The organism is Loktanella sp. DJP18, assembly GCF_049310965.1.
Classification (GTDB): Bacteria; Pseudomonadota; Alphaproteobacteria; order Rhodobacterales; family Rhodobacteraceae; genus Loktanella.
The window spans coordinates 1-11,841 of record NZ_JBMERN010000006.1; the positions used below are offsets into that span (position 1 = coordinate 1).

13 protein-coding genes are annotated in these 11,841 nt (G+C 65.1%); 6 read left to right on the top strand and 7 right to left on the bottom strand.

The genetic code is table 11. From position 1 onward, the window contains the following. Positions 1–114: 114 nt before the first annotated feature. Positions 115–519 (top strand): DUF4177 domain-containing protein, encoded by a 405-nt coding sequence (locus tag ACOI1H_RS02800; RefSeq protein WP_422435203.1) that lies wholly within the window; start codon positions 115–117, stop codon positions 517–519. Between the two features lie 14 nt (positions 520–533). On the opposite strand, the gene ACOI1H_RS02805 is transcribed toward ACOI1H_RS02800, so the two are convergent. Beyond that, positions 534–788 (bottom strand): BolA family protein, encoded by a 255-nt coding sequence (locus tag ACOI1H_RS02805; protein WP_422435204.1) that lies wholly within the window; start codon positions 786–788, stop codon positions 534–536. Positions 789–864: 76 nt separating this feature from the next. On the opposite strand from ACOI1H_RS02805, the gene ACOI1H_RS02810 reads away from it, so the two are divergent. After that, complete coding sequence (locus ACOI1H_RS02810) at positions 865–1,503, top strand: J domain-containing protein (protein WP_422435205.1); 639 nt, start codon at positions 865–867, stop codon at positions 1,501–1,503. A gap of 3 nt (positions 1,504–1,506) precedes the next feature. Here the strand turns inward: ACOI1H_RS02810 and ACOI1H_RS02815 are convergent, their stop codons facing one another. The 4 genes from ACOI1H_RS02815 to ACOI1H_RS02830 all read right to left on the bottom strand — a co-directional run bounded on the left by ACOI1H_RS02815 (position 1,507) and on the right by ACOI1H_RS02830 (position 4,007). Beyond that, the gene (locus ACOI1H_RS02815) at positions 1,507–2,040 is read right to left on the bottom strand and encodes a hypothetical protein (protein WP_422435206.1); all 534 of its coding nucleotides are present in this window, start codon (positions 2,038–2,040) and stop codon (positions 1,507–1,509) included. Positions 2,041–2,136: 96 nt separating this feature from the next. After that, complete coding sequence (gene msrB, locus ACOI1H_RS02820) at positions 2,137–2,595, bottom strand: peptide-methionine (R)-S-oxide reductase MsrB (RefSeq protein WP_422435207.1); 459 nt, start codon at positions 2,593–2,595, stop codon at positions 2,137–2,139. Between the two features lie 154 nt (positions 2,596–2,749). Beyond that, positions 2,750–3,466 carry an anti-sigma factor gene (locus ACOI1H_RS02825; RefSeq protein ID WP_422435208.1) on the bottom strand — a complete coding sequence of 239 codons (717 nt, stop codon included), beginning with the start codon at positions 3,464–3,466 and terminating at the stop codon, positions 2,750–2,752. Then, entirely contained in the window at positions 3,456–4,007 is a 552-nt protein-coding gene (locus ACOI1H_RS02830) for a sigma-70 family RNA polymerase sigma factor (protein ID WP_422435209.1), read from the bottom strand. The genes ACOI1H_RS02825 and ACOI1H_RS02830 overlap by 11 nt, the downstream gene beginning before the upstream one ends. Before the next feature lie 171 nt (positions 4,008–4,178). Between ACOI1H_RS02830 and cobS the strand changes: the two genes are divergently transcribed. After that, complete coding sequence (cobS, locus tag ACOI1H_RS02835; protein ID WP_422435210.1) at positions 4,179–5,165, top strand: cobaltochelatase subunit CobS; 987 nt, start codon at positions 4,179–4,181, stop codon at positions 5,163–5,165. A gap of 108 nt (positions 5,166–5,273) precedes the next feature. Here the strand turns inward: cobS and ACOI1H_RS02840 are convergent, their stop codons facing one another. Then, positions 5,274–5,858, bottom strand: a complete 585-nt coding sequence (locus ACOI1H_RS02840) for an NADPH-dependent FMN reductase (RefSeq protein WP_422435211.1) — start codon at positions 5,856–5,858, stop codon at positions 5,274–5,276. Positions 5,859–6,029: 171 nt separating this feature from the next. Here ACOI1H_RS02840 and cobT point away from each other — a divergent pair, with 171 nt between their 5' ends. From cobT to ACOI1H_RS02855, 3 genes are all read left to right on the top strand, one after another. Beyond that, positions 6,030–7,904, top strand: a complete 1,875-nt coding sequence (gene cobT, locus ACOI1H_RS02845; protein WP_422435212.1) for a cobaltochelatase subunit CobT — start codon at positions 6,030–6,032, stop codon at positions 7,902–7,904. 81 nt (positions 7,905–7,985) lie between these two features. Then, positions 7,986–9,755 (top strand): aminopeptidase P family protein, encoded by a 1,770-nt coding sequence (locus tag ACOI1H_RS02850; protein ID WP_422435213.1) that lies wholly within the window; start codon positions 7,986–7,988, stop codon positions 9,753–9,755. A 42-nt stretch (positions 9,756–9,797) separates the two neighbouring features. Further along, positions 9,798–10,136, top strand: a complete 339-nt coding sequence (locus ACOI1H_RS02855) for a DUF427 domain-containing protein (RefSeq protein ID WP_422435214.1) — start codon at positions 9,798–9,800, stop codon at positions 10,134–10,136. Between the two features lie 4 nt (positions 10,137–10,140). Here the strand turns inward: ACOI1H_RS02855 and ACOI1H_RS02860 are convergent, their stop codons facing one another. Next, positions 10,141–11,829, bottom strand: coding sequence for a chloride channel protein (locus ACOI1H_RS02860; protein ID WP_422435215.1), 1,689 nt, complete (start codon positions 11,827–11,829; stop codon positions 10,141–10,143). Positions 11,830–11,841: the final 12 nt, after the last annotated feature.

Genomic DNA, 11,841 nt, shown 5'->3' on the forward strand with positions numbered 1-11,841 from the left:
TGATATTGCCGTGCTTTTGGCGGTCGACGCAACACCGGCAAGGCTGATGACACAGAGGCATTGGCCCCGGTCGAAATGCTGTTATATGCCCCCGCACAACAACTGGGGGCTTTTATGGCGCATTATGAATACAAGGTGGTTCCGGCCCCCCGGCGCGGTGAAAAACTGCGCGGCGTGCGGGCGAGCGAGGATCGCTTCGCCATCGCCCTCGCCTCTGTCATGAACGCGCAAGCCGCCGACGGCTGGGAATATCAGCGGACCGAAACCCTGCCCTCGGAAAAGCGGGAAGGCCTGATGGGCAAGGCGACCGTGTTCCAGAACATGATGGTCTTTCGCCGGATGAAGACCGCCCCCTCGCCCACCGTCGCACCCGTCCCGATGATCGAGGACAAGCGCGACGATACGCCCCCACAGGATGCAGTCGCATCGACAGAACCGACCGCCGGGAGTCAAGTGCCGCCTCTGACGGCCGCCGCTGCACCCGCGTCACCGGATGCAGAGCCGGTCCCGAAACCCTGATCCGGGCGTAGGCCTTAGCGGAACGTGATCGCCAGGGCGTGCAGGCGATCGATGATCCCCTGCCCCAGCGCGTCGTGCACGGCCCGATGCTTGGCCAACCGCGACTGGCCATCCAGTGCCGTCGCCGCGATCACGACGCGCCAGTGGCTTTCACCGGACCCGTCGTCGCCGGAATGTCCAGCGTGCATGTGGCTTTCGTTGATCACCTTCAGGTGTTCGGGCGACAATCCGCGCGTCAGCGCATCCCGAATGTCCGCGTCAAGTGCCATTATTTTCGTCCTGCCTCTTCTATCTGCCACCCACAGGTTTAGAGTGCATGCTCCGAGTCGGAAAGGGACGATGCCCATGAATAAGAAAGACCCCTTCGGTTTCGACATGTCGGTGTCGGGGGCCAAGAAGAAGAACCCGCGTGGGCGCAGGGGCATGTCGGGCGCGTCCGAGACGTCAACCCGCATCTGCGATCACGAAGGATGCGAAGAGGCCGGACAGTATCGCGCGCCGAAAAGCCCGGATTCGATCGACGACTACTGGTGGTTCTGCAAGGACCATGTGCGCGAATACAATCTGAAGTGGAACTTCTTCGACGGCACGTCAGAGGCCGAGCTTATGGCGCAGATGGAAAAGGACCGCGCCACCTGGGAGCGCCCGACGAAGCCGATCAAGCGGTCGGTCGAGGAGCGCGCCTGGGCGCGGCTTGGCGTCAGCGACCCGCACGAGGTATTGGGCGAAAACGCGACCCGCAACCCCGGCAAGATGGGTGGCGGCACACGCAAGCTGCCTCCGACCGAACGGCGCGCGGTCGAGATCCTGGATGCCCGCGACAACATGTCGAAGGTGGAAATCCGCAAGTGCTACAAGGCATTGATCAAGGTGCTGCACCCGGACATGAATGGCGGTGACCGCAGCCAGGAAGAGCAGTTGGCCGAGGTCGTCTGGGCTTGGGACCAGCTCAAGGCCAGCCGCAACTTTCGCGAAAAGGACTAGGCGTTAGGTCTTCTGAACCCACCGCAGGGGTGATGCACGACCCCGCGGTTCTGCCTGCGCGGCCAGCGGTGCGAAAAGGCTCTTTTTTTCGCGCCGCCACGTCCGGAAAAGAAGGTGGGAACCGGTCATCACCGTCAGCCACAGAAGGGCAAGGGCGGGGTTGCCCGCCAGCGTCAGGCCCAGCATCAAGGGTCCGAACATCGTGCCATAAAGTGGCAGCGCCAGCGACCCGGCGATCAGGGCCCCGGCAAAGCTGACGACCAGCATGCCCGCGACGGCCTTGACGGCACCGGCTGGTCCGCCGTGGCCCAGCCAGTTCCGCCCCATATAAAGCCCGCCGATCCCGCCCAACATGCCCGCCGTCACGAACCAGAGGTCGGCGTCGGTCATGCTGCGCAGCATGGTCTTGTTCTGCCCCATCTGCGTCACGATGACGAAGGACATCAGGCCGCCGCAGACGGCCACGCCAAGTCCGGCGGCCAGAAGCCGTCGCTCGCCCGGTGTCGGGCGCAATGGGTGAACGAAGCGGTCGCGCATGAAAGATCCAGCCGGGGCGTCGTCCGAGAGTTCTACGCCATAACAAGGATTTCGTTAAGCAAAGCCTGCCCAACACTCCGTTTCCAAACGTGCCACTCAGGCGGCGCGGAACACCAGGCTGACCCCGTTCAGACAATGGCGCTGGCCGGTCGGGGCCGGCCCGTCCGAAAAGATGTGACCGAGATGGCTGCCGCACCGGCGGCAATGGACTTCGGTCCGGGTCTGAAAAAGCGACTTGTCGACCGCCGTTCCGACGGCGTCCGGCAGTGCCGCGTAAAAGCTCGGCCAGCCGGTGCCGCTGTCATACTTCGTGGAGGAGGGATAAAGCGCCAGATCGCAGCCACGGCAATGATAGGTGCCCTCGGCATAGACCTTGTCCAGCGGACTCGATCCGGCGCGTTCAGTGCCTTGATCGCGCATGACGTTGAATTCCGCAGGTGTCAGCATGGCGCGCCATTCGGCCTCGGACCGGCTGACCTCGTAGGATTGAGCGCGCAGCGCCATCGGTGCGACACTTGCGGCAAGGCTGGCGAACAGGAAATTGCGACGGTGCATGGGGTATCCTTTCGAATTGCGTTGGCCCGTCTTACCACAGCCTTGGATGCGGATGGTGTCGTACGACATAACCGCACAGGGATGTGAGGCATTGTGACAGGGCATCGGGGTCATCGTCCGGCAGGACGGCAACCCCAGGCTGCAATGGGCGCGATCAGGCGTCGATCACCTGACCGACGGCAAGCACGTCGCCCGTCGGTGCGCCCGTCGTCGACCCGCCCGGCGGTTCGTCCGAGATCGCGAGCGTGCCACCGGCCAGCGACTGGGCCAGATCGGGGCTGACGGCCACGGCGCCGGTCCGGTCCTGTGGCAGCAGGCCAAGCGAGACAGGCGGGTTGTCACCGACGATCAGCCACAGTTCCAGCGCCCGACCCGGCCGGGCCTCGCCCACGGCACGATCGACGACAAGGTTTCCGGCGGCGGCGTCGTAACTGGCCTGCACGACAAGGCTTTCGTCGGCCGCGGCGATTTGCGCCACGTAGGTTGGTCCCGGCCCCGGGTCACCCGAGGGCGGGATCACGGTCGTCACGACCCACAACACGGCAAGTGCCGCCACCAGACCGCCCGCCATCGCGGGCAGCAGCCCCAGCCGTTGCAGCCACGACCTGCCCCGTGATGACGTCCCAGCCGTCCCGGCCTCGTGAAAGATTATCGCCCTGATCCGCGACAGCACTTGGGCCGGCGGCGTGACGGGCGCGATGTCGTCGGTCAGCGCGACCATCCGGTCCGCCTGAAAGGCATATTCCGCCCGCAGGTCCGGGTCCACGCCCAGTACGTCCTCATAGGCCACCACCTCGTCCGGTGAAAGCAGGCCAAGGACGTATTCCGCCGTCAGAGCGACCTCGTCTTCTCGTTCGATCTCATCCGTCATGGGACAGACACTCTCTCAACTTCAGCAGGCTGCGGCGCAGCCAGGTGCGAACGGTGTTGAGCGGCACATCGTAATGTTCCGCCAACTCCTGATATGTATCCCCCTCCAGATAGGCGCGGCGCACGGCGCCGGCCTTGTCGGGGTCGAGCTGGCCCATGCAATCCACGATCCGCGTGCGGTCCGAGGAGGCCATTGCCAGCGCTTCCGGTCCGGGCCGGACGTCGGCCATGTCGGCGGCCTCTTCCAATCCGGCATTCATCTTCGAACGGCGCGCGCGGACACGATCGACGGAATGGTTTCGCGTGACCGTGATCAGCCAGGTCATGGGGCTCAAGCCGTTGACCCGGTAACGATCGGCGTTTCGCCATATCTTGACGAAGGCTTCCTGCAAGGCGTCTTCGGCTTCTGCCCGATTACCCAACACACGCAGGCAAACCCCGAAGAGTTTCGCAGAGGTCGCTGCGTAAAGCCCCTCAAAGGCGGCGCGGTCGCCGATCGCCATACGCGCGATCATGTTTTCGATGTCGGAGGTCGTCGTCATCTCTCACCCGGTCTCCTGCAAGGTTGCCTCTAGTGTGGCGCATCTGACGAGAAAGGCAACTTTACCGGGGCACCGGACAGCGCCCCTTCCCCTTGGCATTCGCCACGATATGTTGCATCCCGCAGGGAACGACGATTTCCACGCGACCCGCGACAGCAAAGGCAGCACCCCATGGCCGACGGCATGACCGACATCAACGCAACGCCGACCGAAGACATCTCTGTCCGTGACATCTTCGGCATCGACAGCGACATGAAGATCAAGGGGTTCTCGGACCGCACCGACCGCGTGCCGGAAATCGACAGCACCTACAAGTTCGACCCCGACACCACCCTCGCGATTCTGGCGGGCTTTGGTTACAATCGGCGCGTCATGATCCAGGGCTATCACGGCACCGGCAAGTCCACGCATATCGAACAGGTCGCGGCCCGCCTGAACTGGCCCGCGGTGCGCGTGAACCTCGACAGCCACATCAGCCGGATCGACCTGATCGGCAAGGACGCGATCAAGCTGCGCGACGGCGTGCAGGTCACGGAGTTCCACGAGGGCATTCTGCCTTGGGCGCTGCGCAACCCCGTCGCCATCGTGTTCGACGAATATGACGCAGGGCGCGCTGACGTGATGTTCGTGATCCAGCGCGTGCTGGAAACCGACGGCAAGCTGACACTGATGGACCAGAACGTCATCCTGACGCCGCACAAGTATTTCCGCCTGTTCGCGACCGCCAACACGGTCGGTCTTGGCGACACCACGGGGCTGTACCACGGCACGCAACAAATCAACCAGGCGCAGATGGACCGCTGGTCGCTTGTCGCCACGCTGAACTACCTGTCCCACGACGCCGAAGCCGCGATCGTCCTGTCGAAGTCGCCGCACTACAACAACGAAAAAGGCCGTCGGATCGTCAGCCAGATGGTGACGGTCGCGGACCTGACGCGCACCGCCTTCATGAACGGCGATCTGTCCACGGTCATGTCGCCGCGCACCGTGCTGGCCTGGGCCGAGAATGCGCGCATCTTCAAGGATGTGGGTTATGCCTTCCGGCTGTCGTTCCTGAACAAGTGCGACGAGCTGGAGCGCCAGACCGTTGCGGAATTCTATCAGCGCTGCTTTGACGAGGAACTGCCCGAAAGCGCCGCAAGCATGAGCCTCGCGTAAGGCCGCGGCGTATTGACCAGACTTTGCTGAATCTCAAGCGGCACTGATGCAAAGGGCGGCTCCCGTCACCGGGAGCCGCCCATTGTGTCGTCACAGCCGCATGGCAGATCAGCCCTTGGCGGTCATCGTCGCCTTGGCCCACCAGACGATATCGTCCAGCAGATCGGTCGCACCCGGCTTCAGATGATCCTCGATCTCTTCGATGGCACCGTCCTTGCCCATCGGATGGACGGCCATGAAGTCGCCGCCGCCGATATGAACGGCCCCGTGGACCGGCACCATGCAGAGTTCCACCGCGATGTTGCGCAGATGCTCCAGCGCGCGGGCACCGCCGACGCCGCCGTAGGCAATGGCACCCATCGGCTTGCGGTTCCATTCGGTATAGGCCTGATCCAGCGCGTTCTTCAGCGCGCCGGTGACCGAGTGGTTGTACTCGGCCACCACGAAGATGTAGCCGTCATACTCCGCAATCTTCTTCTGCCACGCGACGGCCTTGGGGTCGCTGGACGGCATCCACTTGTTCGAGGCCATCTCGTCGAACAGGGGCAGGTCGAAGTCGCGCAGGTCGACCAGTTCGACGGTCATGTCGTCGCGGGCCTGTGCCTGCGTCAGCATCCACTGTGCGGGTTTGTCGGCAAAGCGGGTCTTGCGGGTCGATCCGATGATGATGGCGATCTTGGGCAGGGTGGCCATGGGATACTCCTTGTTGCGGGTTGTTGCGGTTGCCCTGCAGATGCGGGTTACCTTGGGGTCATGCAATCGCCACCACAGCACAGTCACTGTGCGCCAAAGCCACGCCGCGCTGGACAGGACGCGCATGCGCGCCACCTTGCCCCCATGCCCACAGAATGATTTACCGATACCATGAGCAAACCATCCGACAACCCCGCCGATCCGTTCAAGAAGGCGCTGGCCGAGGCAACGAAGGTCATGGCCGACGATCCCGATCTGACGGTCAGCTATTCCGTCGATCCGGCGGGGCAGACCGGCGACACGATCCGCCTGCCGCAGGTCAGCCGCCGCATGACCAAGCAAGAGGTCCTGCTGGCCCGCGGCACGGCCGATGCCTTTGCGCTGCGACACAAGTTTCACGACGCGGCGACCGCCGCCCGTTACGCTCCGCCGGGGCAGATGGCGCGCGACATCTACGACGCGATGGAAACCGCCCGGATCGAGGCGGTGGGCGCGCAATACATGCCCGGCACCGCAGGCAACATCGACGCCAAGATCGGCAACGAGGCGCAGCGCAAGGGCTACGAACAGATCACGTCATCCTCTGACGCGCCGCTGGCCGTCGCCGCAGGGTATCTGATCCGGCATCTGGCGACGGGCCGCGATCTGCCCGCCGGGGCCGACAACGTGATGAACCTGTGGCGCGGCTTTATCGAGGAACAGGCCGGCGGCACGCTGGAAAGCCTCAAGAGCACGCTGTCCGACCAGAAGTCATTCGCGCGCTTTGCCCGCCAGATCATCAAGGACCTCGGCTATGGCGATCAGCTGGGCGACGACCCCGACGCGCCCGACGAGGATCAGGACGACGAGGCGGAAAGCGGCGACGATCAGGAAGAGCAGCCCGACAGCACCGGCGACGACAGCGAGGGCGAGGAGGCAGAGGCCAGTCCCGAGCAGTCGCAGGAAAACCAGCAGGATGCGTCGCAGGCGCAGGTCAGCATGGACGATTCCGCCGATGCCGAGATGGGCGAAGAGACCGAGATGCCCGAAGGCGAGGCCCCGATGGACCCGCCCCAGCCCGCACCGGCCTCTGACGCCGACCCCGATTACCGGGTGTTCAGCACGGCCTTCGACGAAGAGATCAGCGCCGCCGATCTGGCGGAACCGGCCGAGCTGGTACGCCTGCGCGCCTACCTCGACCAGCAGCTCGAACCCCTGAAGGGCGCGGTGAGCCGACTGGCCAACAAGTTGCAGCGCCGCCTGCAAGCCAAGCAGAACCGCAGCTGGGAGTTCGACCGCGAGGAAGGCATCCTTGATGCCGGGCGTCTGGCGCGGGTGGTGGCAAGCCCAACGACGCCCCTGTCGTTCAAGGTCGAAAAGGACACCGAGTTCCGCGACACGGTCGTGACGCTGCTGCTCGACAACTCCGGCTCCATGCGCGGTCGCCCGATTTCCATCGCCGCGATCTGCGCGGACGTCATGGCCCGCACGCTGGAACGCTGCGACGTGAAGGTCGAGATCCTCGGCTTTACCACGAAAGCATGGAAGGGCGGTCAGTCGCGCGAGGCGTGGTTGAAGGAAGGCCGCGCGCCCACGCCGGGCCGGCTGAACGACCTGCGCCACATCATCTACAAATCCGCGGATGCGCCCTGGCGGCGGACGCGGCCCAACCTCGGGCTGATGATGAAGGAAGGATTGTTGAAGGAAAACATCGACGGCGAGGCGCTGGAATGGGCCTACCGCCGCATGGTGAACCGCCCCGAACAGCGCAAGGTCCTGATGGTGATCTCTGATGGTGCACCGGTGGATGACAGCACGCTGTCGGTGAACCCGGCCAACTATCTGGAAAAGCATCTGCGCGACGTCATCGCGATGATCGAAAAGCGGCGCGGGGTAGAGCTTGCCGCCATCGGCATCGGCCACGACGTGACCCGCTATTACGCACGCGCCGTGACGATCACGGATGTAGAGCAGTTGGCGGGTGCCATGACCGAGCAACTGGCCAGCCTGTTCGACAGCGATCCGCGCAAGCGCGCACGGGTCCTGGGGATGCGTCGGGTGATGTGATTTCAGGTTTTCGCGAAATGCGAAAACCGTGAAGCCGCTGGCAGGAGTTTATCTGGCCAGATGAATGAAGGATGTCGCGATATGTTCCAGAGCTTTGATGCGACAAGCAATCCGGCGCAGGGGCCGCACCGCCTCGCGGGGTTGCGCGATGTCATGCAGGGTGAAGGCGTGAACGGCTTTCTTGTGCCGCGCGCTGACCGTCATCAGGGTGAATATGTCGCCCCCTGCGACGAGCGGCTGGCCTGGCTGACAGGCTTCACCGGATCGGCCGGTTTTGCCGCCGTGCTGGCGGACAAGGCGGCAGTATTCATCGACGGGCGCTACCGGGTGCAGGTGCGGGTGCAGATGGCGGATGTGTTCACGCCCGTGCATTGGCCCGAAACCGGGCTGGCGGACTGGTTGACAGACGCGCTGCCGCAGGGTGGTGTGATCGGCTACGACCCCTGGCTTCATACGGTCGAGGAGATTGCAGGCCTGACCAAGCCGCTTACGGCTGCCGGGATCAGCCTGCGTGCGACCGACAACCTCGTGGACCGGATCTGGACCGACCGCCCTGACCGGCCGACCGCGCCGTTCTTTGCGCATCCGATGGAACTGACCGGCGAAGCGCACGGTGCCAAGCGGTCGCGGCTGACGGCCGGGGCGGACAAGGGGGCATGGGTCATCACCCTGCCCGACAGCATCGCCTGGCTGTTGAACATCCGTGGTGCCGACATTGCCCGCAACCCGGTGCCGCAGGCCTTTGCAATCCTGCATCACGATGGCACGGTCGATCTTTTCGCGCCTGTCGCCAAGGTCGCTGACCTGCGGGATCACCTTCGACCGGAGGTGACCGTCCGCGATGATTTCGACGCGGCGCTGGCCGCACTGCCCGGCCCCGTGCGTCTTGATCCGAAGTCCTGCCCGCAGGCGGTGCGCGATCTGGTCAAGGTCGAGGTGATCGAAACGCAGGACCCCTGCATCCTTCCGAAGGCGCGCAAGACCGAGGTCGAGATCGCGGGCGCGCGCGCCGCCCAGTTGCGCGATGGGGCGGCAATGGTGCGCTTTCTGGCCTGGCTGGACGCCGAGGCCCCAACAGGCCAGTTGACCGAGATCGCCGTCGTCGAAGCGCTGGAAGGGTTCCGCCGCGCGACCAATGCCCTGCGCGACATCAGCTTCGAGACGATCTGCGGGGCCGGGGCGCACGGTGCCATCGTCCACTACCGTGTCACCCGCGACACCGATGCGCCGGTCAGGCCGGGCGAACTGCTGCTGGTCGACAGTGGCGGGCAATATGTCGACGGCACGACCGACATCACCCGCACGGTCATCGTGGGCGACCCCCTGGCCGAACACTGCGATCGCTATACCCGCGTGATGCAAGGCATGATCGCCGTCAGTCGCGCGCAATTCCCGCGCGGCGTCGCGGGCCAGCACCTCGATGCGCTGGCGCGGTTTCCGCTGTGGGTGGCGGGGCTGGACTACGACCACGGCACCGGGCACGGCGTCGGCAGTTACCTGTCGGTTCATGAAGGCCCCGCCGGCCTGTCGCGCCGGTCCACCACGCCGCTGGAGCCGGGGATGATCCTGTCGAACGAACCCGGCTATTACCGCGAAGGGGCCTATGGCATCCGGATCGAGAACCTGATGGTCGTCACCCCCGCCCCCGCAGGCCCCGATGCGCGCGACATGCTCGCGTTCGAGACTTTGACCCACGTCCCCCTTGACCGCCGGTTGATCGACGCAGGGCTTCTGTCGCGGGCGGAAAGGGACTGGATCGACCGCTACCATGCGGATACACTCCACCGGATCGCGCCGCTGGTGGAGGGGGCCGCGCGGGACTGGCTGCTTGCGGCCTGTGCGCCGCTATAAGCGCGCGACCCTTCCCCGAAACAAGCAAAGGACATGCAGCCTATGGCTCTTATCACCATCCGCCCTGCGACCGGCACATGGGTCATCCGCGCCGGCGGTGCCGTGCTGGGTGAAAGCAACCGCGCTCTGGAACTGATCGAGGGCGACTACGAACCCGTCATCTATTTTCCGCGCGCCGATGTCGCGACGACGTTCCTGGACCCCAGCACACGCACGTCGACCTGCCCGCACAAGGGGGTGGCGAGCTATTATTCCATCGTGACCAAGAACGGCACCATCGCCGACGCCGCCTGGTCCTACGAGGACCCGAAGAACGACGTGGCGCAGATTGGCGGCTTCCTCGCGTTCTACCCCGACAAGGTCGCGGTCGAGCAGGTCTGACGCCTCAGGAATGTTCCTCTGCCGCGCGCGCCGACAGCGCGCGGTTCAGGGCGCGCAGGGCATCGACCTGAAACAATGCGCCTTCCAGCGTCGGTGCCATGCCCTTTTCGTTCATGCTGACGACCGGGATGAAGAGGTGGCCGCCCTTCTCGAAGACCGGCATCGCCTGTTCCAGCGTGGCGTTCGCGTCGATCCAGGTGCCGCCCTCGATCATCTCCCAGCACACCTTCTCGGCTGCAGCGCGCGGATCGGTCGTCGCGCGCATGATGGTGCCGACCCGGAACGTCCCGAGCAGATAGGCCTGCGGCCCCGCCGCCAGATGGACCCCACGCCTTTCCAGTTGCGTGAGAAAGAACGACCGGTCCACCAGCCGTGACGCCAGCGCCGTGGACATCGACACGGCGACCATGACCGCCAGGCCGGTCTGCCAGTCGCCCGTCAATTCGAACACGATCAGCGTGGTCGAGATCGGCGCGCCCAGCACGGCCGCCGCAACGGCCCCCATGCCGGCCAGCGCGTAAAGGGTGCCGGTGCCGGACACGCTGGGAAAGACGCTTGTGGCGATCAGGCCAAAGGCCAGTCCCGTCAGCGCACCCACCATCAGCGAGGGCGAGAATACGCCGCCACCCATGCGGCCGCCCATCGTGATCGCAACGGCGGCCACCTTGACCGCGACAAAGATCACCACCTGCGACAGCACAAGCTGACCGGTCAGCGCGGCACTCGTCGTCTCGTAGCCGACGCCTATGATGTGGGGAAACTGGATCGCGATCAGGCCCAGCAGCAGGCCCGCACCGGCGGGACGCAGGCTCGCCGGAATCCGCAGTCCGAACTGGATGCGGCTGCCCATGCTGTCGGCCCAGAAGATCGACTTCATCAGCACGACGGCGACCAGCCCGCAGACAAGGCCAAGGATCAGAAACGCAGGAAGCTCCACATAGAAGCCCAGGACGGTATCGCGCGGCAGGATGAACTCCGTCACGTCACCGAACCACAGCCGGTTGACGACGGTGCCGGCGACGCTGGCGATGACGATGGGGGCAAAGGCGTGGACGGCGAAGTGTCGCAGCACGACTTCCAGCGCGAACAACGCCCCCGCAATGGGGGCGTTGAAGCTGGCGGATACGGCGGCGGCCACGGCACAGCCCAGCAGGTCGCGTCCGGTGATGCCGTCCGCGCGGATCAGCCGGCAGATCGCGGTCGAGATCACGGCGGCGATGTGGACGACCGGCCCTTCCCGCCCGCTCGACCCGCCGGTGGACAGCGTCACCAGGCTTGCGAAGGCCGAGGCAATGCCCTTGCGCAACTCGACGCGGCCTTCATGAAGTGCTGCCCCCTCGATCACCTCCGCGACCGATCGCACGCGGCCGTCGCCCGTTACGCGGTTCAGGATCAGGCCGACGATCAGCCCGCCGATGATCGGGATGACAAGGATCTGGGTCCAGTGCAGGCCAGCCACGAAGCTGTGCAGATAGGTGGGATCGTCGCTGCCGTAGACCCCGCTCTGAATCGCATCGATGCCCAGCCGGAACGCGACGGCAGCAACGCCCGAAGCGATGCCGAGGGCCAGCGCGATGAACCAGAACTGCACCTGACTGGGGCCACGCAGTTTCAGCACGAGCCAGGCGCGGCGCAGATCGTCCCGACCGCGACGGACCAAGGCCGCGATCCACCCTGCCTGCAAGCTGCTCATGGCACACCCTCT